Genomic DNA, 16,095 nt, shown 5'->3' on the forward strand with positions numbered 1-16,095 from the left:
CGATTGAAGAAGCAACCGTCAAGGAATCATTGACGGTTCAAGTTCGGGTGCTCAGGAAAACAGGCGCTTCAGGAACCCAGGCTTGGCCGCCGGCGCCGCAGCCTTTTCCAGCAGCTCGATCAGCCCGTCCACGCGCGGCTTCTTCAGCCGGCGCGCGTAGTCGATGTAGCTCTCTTCCGTATCCATGCGATAGAACTGCGGCGGCATCGGCAATGGGCCTGGCACCGCCGCCAGCAGCACGCGCAACGCGTCGAGCTGGTTCATGCGGATGGCGCTCATGATCGCGGTCTCGCCGAGCGAAGGAATGATCTCGTTGGGCTGCGCGAGCCCGCCGTCGAGCAGGGGCTGGATCGCCGCCGCATCGCCTGCGACCGCCGCCGCGCCCAGCGCCTCGAGCGCCGCCAGCTTCTCGGGCGAGAGACTGGCCAGGTAGGCGTCGCTTCGCTTGTCGTCCTCGTCGCGCGCGTCGCCGCCCTGCATGACCATGAAGTCGGTCACGAGCGCCACGGGTTCGCCTGCGGCATCGAGCGCCCAGAAGCTCGGATAGCTGCCGTCGCCCCAGCCCGCGCTGAAGATCAGCACGTTGTTCGCGCTGCCCTCGCCCAACGGGTAGTGGTCGGCGATGTCGGCCGAAGCGAGGTCGGCGCCGAGCACGTCGTCGTAGTAGCTGACGTACTCGGGGTTCGTGGCGGATTCGCGCGCCTCGCGCTCGGCCATGGCCTTGGCGCCGTCGGCGTCCATGAAGCAGCCGACGCCGGCATCGACCGGATACCCGTAGAACTCGTCGCTCCCGAGTTCGTCCTGCGACTGCCCTTCGAGCAGCGCCGCCTCCCAGCGCAGGTCGCTCGCCTGCAGGCTGCCGCGCTCGCGCAGCCACAGCACGGCCAGCGCATGGCGGCCTCCGCCTTGCAGCACCTCGACGGGGAACGCGCCCCGCGCGCTCAGGCTGCGAACAAAAGGCTCGCGCTCGGGCTGCACCAGCGGATCGCAGGCCACGATGCGGCCGCTCGTGAGGTGCAAAGCGCCGCAAGGCTGGCGCTGCAGATGTCGTGCGCGCAGCGCCTCGTCGTCAAGAAAAATGCTCTGGAGGTTGTCGATGTCTAGATAGGCCATGCGCCCAGTTTCTCATTCCCCGGCAACGGCAGGCCACACCGGCGGATGGCTGCCTGGCGGCATCGAAGGGCGTGGCCAAGCGGCCGGTGTGCGCGAGAGCTGCGCGCTGTGGCGCACCGCCGTCAGTTCGCCGAAGCCGGAGGCCGAGGTCTCGACATACGGCTCGACACCGGCCCGCGCAATCGACAGCCCGCCCTCCACGCGGCCCAGCCCGCGCAACCACTGCCCCGTCTGTGCCAGCGACACCTGCACATGCCAGCTGCCGCCCTCTTGCTGCTGCCGCCACAGCGCCGCGGCGGCGCCGAGCGCGATCAGGTAACCGCTGGCCTCATCAAGGATCTGCATCGGCATCGGGCGCGGCTTGCCGTCGCCCGCCGCTTCGCCTTCGGCGTGGTTGAAACCCATGGCGGTCTGCACCAGCGAATCGAAGCCGCGCCGATCGGCCCACGGCCCTTGCGTGCCATAGGCCGTGAGCGAGACGCAGACGATGCCCGGCCGCTCGCGCGCCAACGCCTCCGGGCCGAAGCCCAGCGCCGCGATGCCGCCGGGACGGTAGCCCTGCACGAAGACATGCGCATCGGCCACGAGGCGGTGCAGCACGGCGCGGCCTGCGTCGGTGCACAGGTCGACATGCGTCGAGAGCTTGCCGCGGCTGGTGTCGGCGATGGATTCGATGTTCGGCAGGTTCGGCGAATTGACCAGCATCACGTCGGCGCCGTAGGCCGCCAGCGCGCGCCCACCGACCGGCCCCGCGAGGATGCGCGTGAGGTCGAGCACGCGCAGGCCTTCGAGCGGGCGCTGGTCGTCGCGCAACGGCGGCAGCGCGCGCGGCGGCGCATCGCCGATGCGCTCGATGGTGAAGAGCGGCTGCGCCGCGACCGCCTGCCCGTGCGGCGTGGCGTCCCATTCATCGAAGCGGCGCAGCGCGGTGGCCACGAGGCCTTGTGCAGCGGCGGCCGCTTCGAAATCGACCGCACGCCAGCCGGCCATCGCGGCCTCGGCGTCGGCGCGCGTGGCGATGGCCGGGTCGAGCTTCATGAGGCGCAGCGCGCCTTCGCGGTGATGCTTGAAGTTGGCGTGGATGCGCACCCACCCGTCGGCGCAGCGGTACACGCCCGAGAAGGTGTCCCACAGATCGGGCACGCGGCCGTCGATGCTGAACCAGCCCGTGCAGTCGAGCGCGGCGTGCAGCGTGTCGACCGCCACTTCTTGTCGCGCCACGCCGCGCCGGTGCCCCAGCTCGCAGGCCGCGAGCGCGGCGGCCGCGATGCTGGCCTGCGCCGCGAGGCCGACCGCGAAGGACGACGGCAGCACCGGGTCGGCGCCCGTGAACCGCGCGAAAGCCAACGCCTCGGCGGGCAGCCCCGCCTGCTGCCAGAGACCCGCCAGGACTTCTTCACTCGTTGCCATGCGTCAACCCTTCAGGGGAAAGAGGAAACAATGAAAAAGGCAGGGTCCGCTTGCGCGGCCCTGCCCTTGTTGTGTGTCGTTGCGTTCGCGACCTTGTGCGGATGGCTTACTGGATCAGCTTGGCACCGGTCTTGGCCTGCAGCGCGTCGAAGCTCACGCCCGGCGCGAGTTCGATCACCTTGAGGCCTTCGGGCACGACGTCCATCACGGCCAGGTCGGTGATGATGCGGTCGACCACGCCCACGCCGGTCAGCGGCAGCGAGCACTGCTCGAGGATCTTCAGGTCTTCGGTGCCGTCCTTCTTCTTGGCCACGTGTTCCATCAGCACGATCACGCGCTTCACGCCGGCCACGAGGTCCATGGCGCCGCCCATGCCCTTGACCATCTTGCCGGGGATCATCCAGTTGGCAAGGTCGCCCTTGGCGCTGACCTGCATCGCACCGAGGATCGACCGGTTGATCTTGCCGCCGCGGATCATCGCGAAGCTGTCATGGCTGCCGAAGATGGCCGAGCCGGGCAACGTGGTCACGGTCTGCTTGCCGGCGTTGATGAGGTCGGCGTCGACGTTGTCTTCGGTCGGGAACGGGCCGATGCCGAGCATGCCGTTTTCGCTCTGCAGCCACACTTCCTTGGTGCCGGTGTGGTTGGCCACCAGGGTCGGGATGCCGATGCCGAGGTTGACGTAGAAGCCGTCTTCGAGTTCTTGCGCGGCACGGGCCGCCATCTGGTCTTGGGTCCAGGGCATCTCAGGCTCCTTCTTTCTTGTTGACGGCCTTCACGGGCGATTCGCTGCCTGTTGCTGCGGCCTGGGCGATGGCGGTCTGGGCCTCGACCTTGGCGGCGGCGGCATCGACCGACGCGCTCAGGGTGCGCTTCTCGATGCGCTTTTCAGGCGTGGCATTGAGCACCAGGCGGTGCACGTAGATGCCCGGCAGGTGGATATCGTCGGGGGCCAGCTCGCCCACTTCGACGATCTTCTCGACCTCGACGATGCAGACCTTGCCGGCCATGGCGGCGGCCGGGTTGAAGTTGCGCGCCGTGAGGCGAAAGCGCAGGTTGCCGGCCTTGTCGGCCACGTCGGCCTTGACCAGCGCGACGTCGGGCACCAGCGAGTGCTCCATGACATAGGTCTCGCCGTTGAACTCGCGCAGTTCCTTGCCTTCGGCCACTTGCGTGCCCACGCCGGTCTTCGTGAAGAAGGCCGGGATGCCCGCGCCGCCGGCGCGCAGCTTCTCGGCCAACGTGCCCTGGGGCGTGAATTCGAGGGCCAGTTCACCGGCCAGGTATTGGCGTTCGAACTCCTTGTTCTCGCCCACGTACGACGCGATCATCTTCTTGATCTGGCGCGTCTCGAGCAGCTTGCCGAGGCCGAAACCGTCGACGCCCGCGTTGTTCGAGATGACGGTGAGGTTCTGCACGCCGGAATCCTTCAGCGCATCGATCAGCGCTTCAGGAATGCCGCACAGGCCGAAGCCGCCGACCGCGAGCGTCTGCCCGTCGGCCACGACCCCCTTGAGTGCCGCGTCTGCGGAGGGAAAAATCTTGTTCACTCGGGCTCCTTGATGGGTGGTGGAGAGTGGGTGGGAAAGGCGTCAACGATACTACCTACTCGTATACGTAGTATTTCGTAATGGTGACACCTGATGCCCGAGATCGATTACCGGTTGGCTTTTGAGCATGCCCCTGTCGGCATGGTGGTGTCGAGCAACCGCACCATCGTCGCCTGCAACCAGCGCGTGTGCGAGATCTTCGGCGCGGAGCCCTCCGCGCTGGTCGGGCATTCGTTCAGCATCCTGTACCCGAGCGTGGCCGAGTTCGAGCGCATCGGCAAGCGCATGGAGCCCTTTCTGAACGCCAGCGGCCACTATGCCGACAACCGCATGATGAAGCGCCTGGGTGGGCTGCACGGGGCTCTGGCCGGCGAGACCTTCTGGTGCCACGTCACCGGCCACGCCATGAACCGCGCGGCGCCGCACGAGGCCGGTATCTGGACCTTTGAAGACCTGGGCTCACGCCGCGCGGTGAAGGCTGAGCTCACGCCGCGCGAACGTGAGGTGGCGGCGCAGGTGATGCGCGGGCTGACGTCCAAAGAGATCGGCAAGGCGCTTGGGATCAGCCATCGAACGGTCGAATTGCATCGGGCGCGGTTGATGCGCAAGTACGCGGCGGCGACGACTGCGGAGCTGGTGCAGAAGCTGATCGCGGGGTGATTGTTTTCGGGGCGCGTGCACAGGCCACCGGGTACTTCCCTCCGCGAATGTCCCCCGCCTTCGGCTCCTCCTTGATTTCGCTGCGGGAAGCACCCAGTGTCCTGCGCCCGCTGAGCGCTGTCGTTGTGCGGGCCGATCAGCCCGAGGCGCGCGACAGCACCATCTCCATGCGCACCAGGTCGCGCAGTGGGATGCCGCTCTGCTTCGTTGCCTTGCCCCAGCGGCGCACGAAGTAGTCGACGTCAACCCCGACGATGCGGAAGCCGAAGCGCTGGTAGAAGGCCAGCTCGCGCAGGCTGCTGTTGCCGGTGCCGACTTCGAGCCGGTGTGCGCCGCGTTGTGTAGCGAGGGCCTTCGCCTTCTTCAGCATCGCGGTGCCGATGCCCTGGCCCTTGTGCGGCTCGGCCACGGCGATGTTCATGATCTCCCAGGTGTCGACGCGCGTGGCCATGAGCACCATCTGGCCGACGACCTCGCCGGCCTGTTCGGCCAGCCATTGCTCGCCGCGCAGCAGGTACTTTTCGACCTCGGGGCGCGGGCCGTCCGCGTCGAAAAGGAGCGTCCAGGGCACCGCATCTGCCGGGGTGGCCCGGCGCATCTTCAAACCCGTCGTGTGTGTGTTGCGTGCGTTCCTTTGCATGACCCTATTCTGAGTTCTGAGCAGAAGTTCCCTGCCAGAGCCGCCGGATCGTTGCGAAAACGGAAACGCCGTGTCGACAAAAGCCGTGCGTCATCGCGCTTTGGGAGGCCTATCGTGGAACCCACGCGAACACACCGTTCGCCCCACACAGGAGCAGACACCATGTCCACACCCCTTCATTCGGAAAAGAACCTCCTTCAGCAGACCAAGCTGTCCGTGGCCCAGGCCCGCGCGCTGGCCGGGCACCAGGTGCCCGTGGCGCTCGGCCTCGCGGCGGTGATCCTCTCCGTGCTCGGCGTCAAGCCCTGAGCCTGACCGGGCTCACTCCGGCTTGATGTCGGCGCCCTTGATCACCTTCGACCAAGCCGCGAGTTCCTGGTCGACAAACTTGCCGAGCGTCGGCGGATCCATGTAGGTCGCGAAGGCGCCCTGGTCGTCCACCTTCTTGCGGAAGGCCTCGCTCTCGACGATCTTCTTGATCTCGGCGCTGAGCTTGTTCACCACCTCGGGCGGCGTCTTCGCCGGGGCGAACACCGCGAACCACGACTCGACCTCGTAGCCCGGCAACCCGGCTTCGGCCGAGGTCGGCACGCTCGGCATCGACGCATGTCGCTTGCTGCCCGTGTACGCCAGCGCCTTGATGCGCCCGCCCGCGAAGTGGCCGATGACCGAGGGCGGCGTGGTGATGAAGATATCGACATTGCCCGCCACCAGGTCATTGATGGCCGGCCCCGAGCCTTTGTAGGGCACGTGCGTGGCCGGCTGCTTCGCCTGGCGCGACAGCAGCTCGCCTGCGATGTGCTGGATCGAGCCGTTGCCCGACGAGGCGTAGAACAAACCGCCTTCCTTCTTCTTGCCGTATTCGATGAGTTCCTTCATCGAGGTCACCGGCAGCTTGCCGCTCACCGCGACCACGTGCGGCGCGCGCATCACCATCGCCACCGGCACGAAGTCTTTCGTCGGGCTCCAGCGCAGGTTCGGGTACAGCGACGGGTTGCCGACGTGGTAGCCCGAGTACTGCATCAGCAGCGTGTAGCCGTCGGGCGCGGCGCGGGCCACGAACTCGGTGCCGATGTTGCCGCTGGCGCCGGGTTTGTTGTCGATGACGACCGGCTGGCCCAGCGCGCGCTGCAACGGGTCGGCGACCAGCCGCGCCATGATGTCGGTGGAACCCGCGGGCGCGGTCGGCACCACGAAGGTCAGGGGTTTGGCAGGCCAGGTGTCGGCATGCGAGGCAGTGGCGGCCAGCGCGAGGCCGACCGCGAGCAGGCGGTGAACGGGTTTCATGGGTTTGTCTCCGGTGGTTTTTTTGGACTGTCTTCGGGCTGCATGTCTCAGGGTGCCAGCTCCGAAATCTCGATGAGATTCAGGTCGGGGTCGCGCACGTAGACCGAGCGGATGCGCGAGGTGGCGCCCGTGCGCATCACGGGGCCTTCGATGATCGGCACGCCCTGCGCGCCCAGCCGCGTGATGACTTCTTCGAGCGGCACGCTGGCGATGAAGCACAGGTCGAGCGAGCCGGGCGTGGGCACGTCGGCCTTCGGCTCGAATTCATGGCCCTTCACATGCAGGTTGATCTTCTGGTGACCGAAGCGAAAGGCCTTGCGGCCGGCGCCGAAGACTTCCAGCGTCATGCCCATCGTCTCCACGTAGAAGCGCTCGCAAGCCTCTTCGTTCGCGGTCGTGAGCACCAGGTGATCCAGGTGGGCGATCATGCGTTCTCCTTCTGGGCCGGGCGGGCCTTCGCGCGCTCGACGATCTCGTTGAAGTCGGCCGGCGGTGCATGCTGCGTGAGCCGATGGCCGGCGCGCGAGACCTGGCTGGGCAGCGCGTGCTGCACGAGCGATTCGAGCTGGGCCGCCGCACCGATCAGCCCGTCGAGGTCCATGCCGGTGTCGTAGCCCATGCACTGCAGCATGTGGACCACGTCTTCCGTCGCGACATTGCCCGTCGCGCCCGGCGCATAGGGGCAACCGCCGATGCCGCCGAGCGACATGTCGAGCCGCTCGATGCCCACCTCGACCGCAGCAATGGTGTTCGCCAGGCCCATGCCCCTTGTGTTGTGGAAATGCGCCGTCCATTCCAGCGCCGGGTGTCGCGCACGCACGGCCTCGCACACGGCCTGCACCTGCGTGGGATGCGCCATGCCCGTGGTGTCGCACAGCGTGATGCCCTGCACGCCCAGTGCGGCGAAGCGATCGATCCAACCCTGCACCGTGGCGAGCGGCACATCACCTTCCATCGGGCAGCCGAACACGCAAGAGAGCGACACGTTCACCGGCACCGTCGCCTGCTTCGCCAGCGCGATCACGTCGGTCAGCTGCGCGAACGACTGCTCGCGCGTCATCCGCAGGTTGCTGAGGTTGTGCGTCTCGCTGACCGACATGACGATGTTGAACTCGTCGATGCGGCTTTCCAGCGCGCGCTCGGCGCCACGCACATTCGGCACGAGCGCGGTGTAGACCACGCCCGGCCGGCGCGCGATGCGCTGCATCACTTCTTCGCCGTCTCGCAGCGCGGGAATCGCCTTGGCCGAGGTGAACGAGGTCACCTCGATCTTGGCGTAGCCGAGCGTGCTGAGCCGGTCGATCAGCGCGACCTTGTCGTCGGTGGGAATGAAGCGGCTTTCCATCTGGAAGCCGTCGCGCGCGGCGACTTCGTTGATGAACAGCCGCGTGCTGTTGCCGGCTTTCATACGGCCTCGCTTTCGGCGCCACGCACCGGCCAGCCCGCGCTTTTCAGATCGGCCGTGTGTTCGCCCAGGCGCGGCGCCGCGTGGGCGATGCGCCCCGGTGTCGCACTGAGCTTGGGCACCACGCCTGGCACCTTGAGCAGCGCACCGTCGGAGCCGCGCGCCTCGACGATCATCTCGCGCGCCAGGTACTGCGGATCGGTCGCGATGTCGGCCACGGTGTAGATGCGCCCGACCGGCACGCCCGCCGCGTCGAGCACGGCCAGCACGTCGTCGCGGCTGCGCTGCAGGGTCCAGGCCTCGATGGCGGCATCGATCTCTTCCACGCGCAGCACACGGCCGTCGTTGTGCACGAGGCCGGGGTCGTTCTCCAGGTCCGTGCGGTCGATGGCGCGCATCAGCCGGCGGAAGATGCTGTCGCCGTTGCCCGCCACCAGCACGTAGTGGCCGTCGCTGCAGCGGTAGGCGTTGGTCGGCGCGATGCCCGGCAATGCGCTGCCGGCCCGTTCGCGCACGGCACCGAAGGCGTCGTACTCGGGCAGCAGGCTTTCCATCACGTTGAAGACCGACTCGTAGAGCGCCACGTCGATGAACTGGCCTTCGCCGCCGTGCGCCGTGCGATGGTGCAGCGCCGTGAGCACGCCGATCACGCCATGCAGCGCGGCCAGCGTGTCGCCGAGCGAGACGCCCACGCGCACCGGCACCCGGCCCGGCTCACCGCTGAGGTAGCGCAGCCCGCCCATCGATTCGCCGAGCACGCCAAAACCCGGCTTGTCGCGGTAGGGGCCGGTCTGCCCGTAGCCCGAGATGCGCAGCATGATGAGGCGCGGGTTCAGCGCATGCAGCTGCTCCCAGCCCAGGCCCCAGCCTTCGAGCGTGCCGGGCTTGAAGTTCTCGATGAGCACATCGGCTTCGAGCGCCAGGGCGCGCACGGCCTCCTGCCCTTCGGCGCTGCGCAGATCGAGGCACACCGAGCGCTTGTTGCGCGACTGCACCTCCCACCACACCGAGGTGCCGTCGCGCAGCAGCCGCCACTTGCGCAGCGGATCGCCGACGCCGGCGGGCTCGACCTTGATCACGTCGGCGCCGAACTCGGCGAGCGTCTTGCCGGCGAACGGGCCGGCGATGAGCTGGCCGAGCTCCAGCACCTTCAGGCCTTCGAGTGCGTTCATGTCTGTCTCTGTCTCCAAGTGGGTTGCCCCTACTCTAGAAACAGATCGCGATGAACGGAATTGCTCTGATGGCAGCAGGCCTTCGCGAAACGCGAAGGCCATGCCATGCGCCCTGCTGCTACTTCTTCTTCAGCGTGGACGCAGGCTTGGCAACCACCGGCAGCGCGGCCGGCGTCTTGACCCAGCCGCGCAGCATCACGCCCAGGCAGATGCCGGCCGCGAAGATCAGCCAGTACACCCACGACGGCAGGTTCTCCACGCCGCTGTGCAGGTTCATGCCGAAGGCCGCACCGACGGCCATCAGCGGAAATGTCAGCGCGGCGATGGTGTTGAGCTTGTGCTGCGCACGGCTCATGTCGAGGGCCGAGCCCGCCTGCGCTTCGGCGGCGCGCGCGAGCCGGTAGTCGAGCGACATGCGCGTGTCGGCCAGCAGCAGCTCGAAGCCGCGCGCAATTTCCACCGCAAGGTCGCGCTGGTCGATGAGCATCAGGTCGCCCTTCACGGCATCGCGCGCGGCCTGCAGGGCGTCCTGCATGTTCCGCGCGGCGCGGGTGAGCGGGATCAGCGGGCCGAGGACCTGGAACAGGTCTTCCGAGGTCTCGGCGGCCTGGTGGCGGATCTCGAAGGTGCTGAACGCGGCGCGGTAGCTTTCGAGCAGCTTGGCGAGCGCGCGCTCGCCGGGGTTGTTGCCCTTGTGCAGCCACGCGCCGTCGGGCTTGCGCAGGAACACCACGGGCTTGCGCTCGGCGCCGGAGCCCGAGGGCGGCTCGTGCAGGATCACCATCAGGTGCTCCTGCTCATGGATGATGCGCTGCGCGCCGTAGGTGCTGCCGCCCAGCCGCTGCTGCATGGCGGCGGGGAGTTCCCAGTCGTAGTCGATTCGTCTTGCCATCAGGGGGCCTGCAGTTCTTTCCACAAGGTGTCGAATTCGTCCGCGAAGCGGCGCACCAGCGGCGGGTCGTTGCTCAGCACCAGGTTTTCCTCGTTGAACTCGCAGGCGCTGCGGGTCCAGTTGTAGCTGCCGTTGAGCAGCCGCGCGCCGTCGAAGAGCGCGAACTTGTGGTGCATGTGGGCGTCGGTGCGGTCCACCGCCACCGCAATACCGGCCGCGCGCAGCTGGCCGACGTCGCTCCCGCGGTCAAACTCTTTGTCGTTGTCGGTGACGAAGCGCACCGTCACGCCGCGCCGGTGCGCCGCCAGCACCTCGGCGGTGATGCGGTCGTCCGACAGCGTGAACACGCACAGGTCGACCGCGCGCTTGGCCGTTCGCAGTTGCTGGTTGATCGCCTGCAGGCAGGCCGTGCCGGGGCTGAAGTAGGCCTGCGAGCGCACGGTGACGCTGTCGGGCGAGCGGCCGGTGTCGATGGCGCGCACCACGCCTTCGAGCCACTTGAGCAGCGACAGCTGCTCGGGGTCGGCGGTGCGCGAACGCACGAGATCGAAGGCGCGGTTGCGCAGCTGGCGCAGGCCGTCTTCGGGCGGCGAGGCTTCGCGCAGGGTGTGGACCAGCACGCGGCGCTCGTCGTCGCTCAAGCGCGCGTCGGCCATCGTCGCGTCGAGCTGGGCCAGCAGTTCGGGCAATGCGGACATCAATGATCCTTGTCGGCTTTGGGTGGGGCTGGAGGTGCAGGCGCGCGCTTGGGCGCCGCCCGTGTGGCCTGCACCTCGGCGGCGAGGCGCTCCATGTCCTGCTTGATCGAGCGGTCGAGTTCGAGCCGGCGCTCGGTCGCCGTCACCAGCGGCAGGATCAGCTCGCGGTAGGTCACGGCGATCTGCAGCATGGCGTCGGCCAGGCGCTGGCCTTCGCTCGGGCCTTCGACCGGCGGCGTGGGCTCGGGCTTGAGCGCATCGACCGCGCGCGCCACGTCGAGCATGCTGCTCGCGATGCGCTGGCTGCCGTCGACGTCGGCGCCGCCGAGCTTGCGCTGGCGCACGAACTCGTCGCAGATGGCCGTCCAGCGCGCGCTCTCCTCGGGCGTTGGGCTGCCGAGCAGTTGCGCGAGGCGCAGCAGGTTCTCCTCGGCGCCCGTGGTCAGCGTCTGGGCCTCGCCGCGGTAGTGGTCGCGCAGCAGCGCGTCGAGTTCGTCGTCGCGCATCAACGGCGTGATCTTGCCCGCGAGCTTGGTCATGTTGCGGTAGCTGCCCTGCAGCTTGAACGGCGGCGCGGTGCGGTAGCTCTCCTGCTGTGCGGCCGAGGCGATGTATGCAAGGTTGACCTTCAACAGCAGGTCGCGCGCACGGAACAGCCGCTGCAGCAGCGCCTTGATTTCTTCCAGCTCGACCGCGCTGTAGGCGTGCGACAGCGCGCTGCTCGGCACGTCGTGGCCCTGCGCCATCTTCACCAGCAGCTGCACGTCCTTCGGGTCGCGCGAGGCCAGCGGCATCAGCGTGGGGTTGGAGGTCAGGCTGTTCTCGATGTACGAGAGCGCGAATGCCGCCTCACGGCCCGAGAGCACGTCGCCCAGGTTGTAGATGTCGGCGCGGTTGGCCAGCATGTCGGGAATCTTGAACACGTCGCCCGACTCGGTGTACGGGTTGCCCGCCATCACGATCGCGAAGCGCTTGCCGCGCATGTCGTAGCTGCGCGGCTCGCCGTTCCACACGCCCTCGATGCGGCGCGTGCCGTCGGCCAGCGCGATGAACTTCTGCAAGAACTCGGGGCTGGTGTGCTGGATGTCGTCCAGGTACAGCATCACGTTGCTGCCCATCGCCAAGCCCAGGTTGAGCTTCTCCAGCTCCTGCCGTGCCGCGCTGTTGGGCGCATTGACCGGGTCGATGGCCGTGACGCCATGCCCGAGCGCCGGGCAGTTGATGCGCACGAAGATCAGGCCGAGGCGGTCGGCCACGTACTCCATCAGCGTCGTCTTGCCGTAGCCGGGCGGCGAAATCAGCAGCAGCAGGCCCATGCGGTCGGTGCGGCTGCCCTCGCCCGCCGAGCCGATCTGCTTGGCGAGGTTGTCGCCAATGATTGGCAGGTAGAGTTCGTCGATCAGCTGGTTGCGCACGAAGGTCGACAGCGGCTTGGCCTGGAACTGGCTGAGCTTGAGCCGCGCCTTCTCGCGTTCGAGCAGTTCGTGGCGCAGGCTGTGCAGCGCCTCGTAGCCCGGCACCGCGTGCAGGGTGTGAAACAGGAAGCGGCGCCAGAAGTCGTTGAGGTTCAGCGTGAGCCGGCCCTCGGCCACGCGCGGGTGCTCGCCGCGCAGGCCTTCGACGGTGCGGTCGAGCGCCGCGTTGACGCGGGTGCGCTGCAGCGGCATCGCCAGCACGCTGGCCGCGTCGTCGATCCAGTCGATCGATTGCGGTGCCTGGTGCGTCGCGTAGGCGCGCACCCAGTCGCGCGCCAAGCGCCAGCGTTCGGCCGGCGGTGCGGCGTCGAGGTCGTGCTGCCACGCGTCGCGTCGGCCGCCGCGCTCCAGTTCGCGCAGCAGCGCGGCCGCCAGGTCTTCGCCCGCACCCGACACGGCCCAGGTGTCGCCGCCATGTTCGCTGGCCAGTTCGCGCACGAGGTACGCAGCGGCCTGATCGCACAGCGTGGTCACGCGGCCGTCGTGCGCGTCGCGTGTTTCGTCGCTCGCGGTGTCGGCCAGCGGCAGCAGGTCGGGCACCACGTCGCGGGCGAAGTGGTTCAGCGCGCGTGCGATGTCGGCCTCGAGCTGCGCCAGCGCATCGCGCCGGCCAAACAGCGCCAGCATCTGCATCGAAGCGCGCGCGCGGCGCAGCATCGATTCGCGGTGCGCGATCAGGTGGCCGTGCTGCCAGTAGAGCAACGCCAGCGCGCGTTCGGTCGGGCCCCAGGCGAGCAGACCCGCCTGGTCCTGCATGCCGACGAGCGCACCCAGCAGGCGCATCGCGTCGTCGTCGTGGATGCCCTTCTGGTAGCCCTCTTGATACCGCGCCGCGGCAAAGCGGCGGACCATGTCGAGCAGCTGCGGGTGCAGCGGGTCTTCGGCCAGCAAGGTGAGCACCTCGGCCCAGCTGCGCTCGGTCTTGCCGTCGAGCAGTGCTTCCAACAACCGCCCGGCCAGGTACTCGGCACGCGACAGCTCCGGCGTTTCCGACACCAGCGACTGGTTCCAGTAGCGCTGCAGCGGCAGCAGCCGCGGTTCATCGACCGGGCTCTGGTAGTCGGTGCCCGTGACCTGGTAGGCCATGCCTTCGTCGCGGGCCACGAGCGTCAGGTCGACCGGCTGGCGGTGCACGGTGAAGGCATGGCGGCCCAGGCGCAGCGTGTCGCCGCCCTCGCTCACCAGCTCGCGTTTGTCGCGGATGGAGCGCAGCGCCTGGTCGCGCGCGGTCTTCAGGCGCGTGTCGAGCTCGTCGGCCTGCACCGCGGCGCCCAGCGTGCGCAGGTCGGCGATCAGCGTGTGCAACTTGCCGATCATCGGATCGGCCGCGAAGTAGCTGTGAACCTGTGTCAGGTCGCCGAACTGCGCGATGCGGCGCGGAATTCCGTCGAGGATGCGCCCTGCCGCATCGACCACGCCCTGCGCGCGGCGCTGGCGGGCTTCCACCAGGCTCTGGCGGCGTGCGGACAGCGCTTCGTACACGGTCTCGCGCTTCTCTGCGATGTCGGCCAGGAAGTCTTCCTGCTCGGCGAAGCGGCCTTCGATCTCTTCGAGTTGGGCCAGCAGGCGCGTGAGCGCGTCGTCGCACTTCTCGGGCGTGTCGGCGAACTCCAGCGCGTTCTCGACCGCCTGGCTGAAGAGCTTGAACTGCGCACCGAACTCGGCACGCGCCTCGGTCGCGCCCAGCGACTTGCGCCGCATGCGCGCATCGGCGCGCATGCGGTTGATGTCGGCGTAGATCAACGAGATGCGGTCCAGGATCGACGTGCGGATCACCGCATCGCCGCCCGGCAGGCTGCCGAGCTGCTCGGTCAGCAGGTCGAGGCCGGCCGCCTGCTCGTCGAGCGTGGCCAGCATCTGGCCGAGCGCCGGCGACGTGGCGAGGTTGGGCAGTTCGAGCGCGAGCTTGTCGAGTGCCTGGCGCTGGCCGTTGAAGGCGGTGTCGGCCGCCAGGAACTGCATGGCGCGCTCGCCGATGCGCTGCTGCTCGGCCTCGAGCGCGGCGTCCATGGCGGCGATGCGCGGCAGGTCGGCGTAGCGCAGCTCCTTGAGCATCTGCAGCGCGCCGCGCCGCTCGCGCAGGCGGCCCAGCGCCTTCACGAAATCGTCGGGGGCGCGCCAGAGTGTGCTGGCGATGTCGACCATCAGCGCGTGCTGCTCGTCTTCCGCACGGGCCAGCGCGCGCGCGGTTTCGCGGCGGATGGTGTCGACCTTTTCGAACTCGGCCAGCGTGCTGCGCGCCACCTCGGCGATGCTGCGCAGCTCGCCCATGAGGCCGGCGGCCTCGGGCGCGTCGAGCCAGAAGTAGGCGTCGCTCACGCGGGTGCACTGGCGGATCAGGTCGTCGTAGGCCGCGCGCGTGGGCGCCTGCTCGCGCACCGCGCGGGCGATGCCCATGAGGTCACTCACGCCGCGCACCAGCTCGGCATTGCCGATCTTGCCGAAGAAGCCGGTGGCGGGCGGCTGCGCGCTCACGTGCTCTTCGCTGGCGAAGGGCGTCTGCCACAGCTGCATCGGATGCACGCGCATGGGCTCGCCGTTGTCGCCGTTGAACACCAGGATGCGGCCGTCGGCAAAGCGCGCGTAGCCGTTGGCGATGATCGGCGTGGCGAGCTTCTTGTCGATCAGGTTGTAGTTGAAGAGCGCGTAGCGCCCCGGCTTGCGGTCGTAGAACACATAGGCCACGTCCTCGCCGTTGGGCGAGCGCAGCATGCGCTTGAAGCGCAGGCTTTCGACCACCTCGGCGGGCAGGTCGAAGCGCTTGTGCTCGCCCGACTGCAGGTAGTAGCCGCCGGGAAAGATGATGCCGTGGTCTTCGGGCAGCTGCACGCAGGAGCCGCCGATGGCGTCGATGCGCTCGACCTGCTGCGTGCGGATGTTGAACACCAGGTAACGCGTGGTCTGCTCGCGGTAGGGCTTCACGCGCAGCAGGATCAGCATGCCGAGCTTGGCCCAGGCAATCTCGGCGTCGGTGAGCGACTGGCTCTTGTCTTCCACCGGCTCGCTGTAGATGCCCAGGCCGGTCTCGGTGTTGTTCTCGATCTTGATCGTGAGGTCGCCGCCCAGCGTCTCGACGAACACGGTGTCGAGCACGTTCACGTGCGGGTGCTTGCCGCCCACGTGGTCTTCGCGCGTGGCCACGGTCCATTCGAAGTCGTGGCTTGCTGGCAAGGCAATGTCGCGCTCACCGCGGTTGTCGACGTAGTGGATGCTGCCGTCGCGCTCGATGGCCCAGCGGAACACGCGCACGTCGCTCAGCTGCTGGCCGATCTGGAACGAGGCGAGCAGCTTGTCCTGCGTGACGCGCAGCTGCAGCAACGTGGCCTGCTTGTAGTAGGCGTAGAGCTCGCGGAAGTCGGAGACGAAGCGCGTGTCTTCCAGGAAGGAGCCGGCCAGCGGCACGGGCTGCAGCTCGTCGTTCTCGGTGGCGGCTTCACCCGGCGACGCGAGCCGGTACAGGCCGAACACGTCGCCCACGGCCGTTTCCTTGCGCAGGCCGATGAAGACGTTGTAGCCGAACAGCAGCAGGTCGCCGATGCGCACGATGTCGCGCGCCACGGCATTGTTCTCGGTGCGCGCGCGGGTGCGCAAGATCAGCGCCTGGTCGGAGCGGCCGAACTCGGCGAGCCGCTGCTCGTTGAGCGCCTGCGTCTTCTTGAGCAGGCCTTCGCCCTGGGTTTCGAGCCGCTTCTTCAGCAGGTCGTAGCTGCCGCTGCCGGAGACCAGCGCTTCGGTGGCGTCGATGGGAGCCTGGGCGCCGGGCGGCGCGCCGGTGTCGTCAGTGGGTTGCATG

At 68.2% G+C, this 16,095-nt stretch carries 14 protein-coding genes; 2 read left to right on the forward strand and 12 right to left on the reverse strand.

Annotated features, from left to right (window positions below):
• Nucleotides 1-51: 51 nt before the first annotated feature.
• The 4 genes from AAG801_RS01540 to AAG801_RS01555 all read right to left on the reverse strand — a co-directional run bounded on the left by AAG801_RS01540 (nucleotide 52) and on the right by AAG801_RS01555 (nucleotide 4,073).
• Complete coding sequence (locus tag AAG801_RS01540) at nucleotides 52-1,113, reverse strand: DUF4241 domain-containing protein (RefSeq protein WP_341886848.1); 1,062 nt, start codon at nucleotides 1,111-1,113, stop codon at nucleotides 52-54.
• A gap of 12 nt (nucleotides 1,114-1,125) precedes the next feature.
• Nucleotides 1,126-2,523: a CoA transferase gene (locus tag AAG801_RS01545; protein WP_341886849.1), complete on the reverse strand. Its 1,398-nt coding sequence runs from the start codon at nucleotides 2,521-2,523 to the stop codon at nucleotides 1,126-1,128.
• Nucleotides 2,524-2,629: 106 nt separating this feature from the next.
• The gene (locus AAG801_RS01550) at nucleotides 2,630-3,268 is read right to left on the reverse strand and encodes a 3-oxoacid CoA-transferase subunit B (protein WP_341886850.1); all 639 of its coding nucleotides are present in this window, start codon (nucleotides 3,266-3,268) and stop codon (nucleotides 2,630-2,632) included.
• A gap of 1 nt (nucleotide 3,269) precedes the next feature.
• Entirely contained in the window at nucleotides 3,270-4,073 is an 804-nt protein-coding gene (locus tag AAG801_RS01555) for a CoA transferase subunit A (protein WP_341886851.1), read from the reverse strand.
• Nucleotides 4,074-4,166: 93 nt separating this feature from the next.
• On the opposite strand from AAG801_RS01555, the gene AAG801_RS01560 reads away from it, so the two are divergent.
• Nucleotides 4,167-4,733: a LuxR C-terminal-related transcriptional regulator gene (locus AAG801_RS01560; protein WP_062476432.1), complete on the forward strand. Its 567-nt coding sequence runs from the start codon at nucleotides 4,167-4,169 to the stop codon at nucleotides 4,731-4,733.
• Between the two features lie 136 nt (nucleotides 4,734-4,869).
• On the opposite strand, the gene AAG801_RS01565 is transcribed toward AAG801_RS01560, so the two are convergent.
• Nucleotides 4,870-5,331 carry a GNAT family N-acetyltransferase gene (locus AAG801_RS01565; RefSeq protein ID WP_341886852.1) on the reverse strand — a complete coding sequence of 154 codons (462 nt, stop codon included), beginning with the start codon at nucleotides 5,329-5,331 and terminating at the stop codon, nucleotides 4,870-4,872.
• Between the two features lie 204 nt (nucleotides 5,332-5,535).
• Between AAG801_RS01565 and AAG801_RS01570 the strand changes: the two genes are divergently transcribed.
• Nucleotides 5,536-5,682 carry a hypothetical protein gene (locus AAG801_RS01570; RefSeq protein ID WP_172438277.1) on the forward strand — a complete coding sequence of 49 codons (147 nt, stop codon included), beginning with the start codon at nucleotides 5,536-5,538 and terminating at the stop codon, nucleotides 5,680-5,682.
• Nucleotides 5,683-5,694: 12 nt separating this feature from the next.
• Here the strand turns inward: AAG801_RS01570 and AAG801_RS01575 are convergent, their stop codons facing one another.
• The 7 genes from AAG801_RS01575 to AAG801_RS01605 all read right to left on the reverse strand — a co-directional run bounded on the left by AAG801_RS01575 (nucleotide 5,695) and on the right by AAG801_RS01605 (nucleotide 16,094).
• Complete coding sequence (locus AAG801_RS01575) at nucleotides 5,695-6,660, reverse strand: tripartite tricarboxylate transporter substrate binding protein (RefSeq protein ID WP_341886853.1); 966 nt, start codon at nucleotides 6,658-6,660, stop codon at nucleotides 5,695-5,697.
• 47 nt (nucleotides 6,661-6,707) lie between these two features.
• A complete protein-coding gene (locus tag AAG801_RS01580) occupies nucleotides 6,708-7,088 on the reverse strand; it encodes a VOC family protein (RefSeq protein WP_341886854.1) in 381 nt (126 codons plus the stop codon).
• Nucleotides 7,085-8,068, reverse strand: coding sequence for a hydroxymethylglutaryl-CoA lyase (locus AAG801_RS01585; RefSeq protein ID WP_341886855.1), 984 nt, complete (start codon nucleotides 8,066-8,068; stop codon nucleotides 7,085-7,087). Before AAG801_RS01585 ends, AAG801_RS01580 begins: the two co-directional genes overlap by 4 nt.
• Nucleotides 8,065-9,237, reverse strand: a complete 1,173-nt coding sequence (locus AAG801_RS01590; protein WP_341886856.1) for a CoA transferase — start codon at nucleotides 9,235-9,237, stop codon at nucleotides 8,065-8,067. Before AAG801_RS01590 ends, AAG801_RS01585 begins: the two co-directional genes overlap by 4 nt.
• Nucleotides 9,238-9,355: 118 nt before the next feature.
• The gene (locus AAG801_RS01595) at nucleotides 9,356-10,129 is read right to left on the reverse strand and encodes a hypothetical protein (RefSeq protein WP_341886857.1); all 774 of its coding nucleotides are present in this window, start codon (nucleotides 10,127-10,129) and stop codon (nucleotides 9,356-9,358) included.
• The gene (locus AAG801_RS01600) at nucleotides 10,129-10,827 is read right to left on the reverse strand and encodes a phospholipase D-like domain-containing protein (RefSeq protein WP_341886858.1); all 699 of its coding nucleotides are present in this window, start codon (nucleotides 10,825-10,827) and stop codon (nucleotides 10,129-10,131) included. Before AAG801_RS01600 ends, AAG801_RS01595 begins: the two co-directional genes overlap by 1 nt.
• Complete coding sequence (locus tag AAG801_RS01605; protein ID WP_341886859.1) at nucleotides 10,827-16,094, reverse strand: DNA repair ATPase; 5,268 nt, start codon at nucleotides 16,092-16,094, stop codon at nucleotides 10,827-10,829. The genes AAG801_RS01600 and AAG801_RS01605 overlap by 1 nt, the downstream gene beginning before the upstream one ends.
• Nucleotide 16,095: the final 1 nt, after the last annotated feature.

This window comes from Variovorax sp. YR752 (assembly GCF_943372545.1).

Bases quoted from the DNA above. Each gene is read 5' to 3' on its own strand.
- AAG801_RS01540 (WP_341886848.1), bottom strand. From the start codon at position 1,113: ATGGCCTATCTAGACATCGACAACCTCCAGAGCATTTTTCTTGACGAC.
- AAG801_RS01545 (WP_341886849.1), bottom strand. From the start codon at position 2,523: ATGGCAACGAGTGAAGAAGTCCTGGCGGGTCTCTGGCAGCAGGCGGGG.
- AAG801_RS01550 (WP_341886850.1), bottom strand. From the start codon at position 3,268: ATGCCCTGGACCCAAGACCAGATGGCGGCCCGTGCCGCGCAAGAACTC.
- AAG801_RS01560 (WP_062476432.1), top strand. From the start codon at position 4,167: ATGCCCGAGATCGATTACCGGTTGGCTTTTGAGCATGCCCCTGTCGGC.
- AAG801_RS01565 (WP_341886852.1), bottom strand. From the start codon at position 5,331: ATGCGCCGGGCCACCCCGGCAGATGCGGTGCCCTGGACGCTCCTTTTC.
- AAG801_RS01570 (WP_172438277.1), top strand. From the start codon at position 5,536: ATGTCCACACCCCTTCATTCGGAAAAGAACCTCCTTCAGCAGACCAAG.
- AAG801_RS01575 (WP_341886853.1), bottom strand. From the start codon at position 6,660: ATGAAACCCGTTCACCGCCTGCTCGCGGTCGGCCTCGCGCTGGCCGCC.
- AAG801_RS01580 (WP_341886854.1), bottom strand. From the start codon at position 7,088: ATGATCGCCCACCTGGATCACCTGGTGCTCACGACCGCGAACGAAGAG.
- AAG801_RS01585 (WP_341886855.1), bottom strand. From the start codon at position 8,068: ATGAAAGCCGGCAACAGCACGCGGCTGTTCATCAACGAAGTCGCCGCG.
- AAG801_RS01590 (WP_341886856.1), bottom strand. From the start codon at position 9,237: ATGAACGCACTCGAAGGCCTGAAGGTGCTGGAGCTCGGCCAGCTCATC.
- AAG801_RS01595 (WP_341886857.1), bottom strand. From the start codon at position 10,129: ATGGCAAGACGAATCGACTACGACTGGGAACTCCCCGCCGCCATGCAG.
- AAG801_RS01600 (WP_341886858.1), bottom strand. From the start codon at position 10,827: ATGTCCGCATTGCCCGAACTGCTGGCCCAGCTCGACGCGACGATGGCC.
- AAG801_RS01605 (WP_341886859.1), bottom strand. From the start codon at position 16,094: ATGCAACCCACTGACGACACCGGCGCGCCGCCCGGCGCCCAGGCTCCC.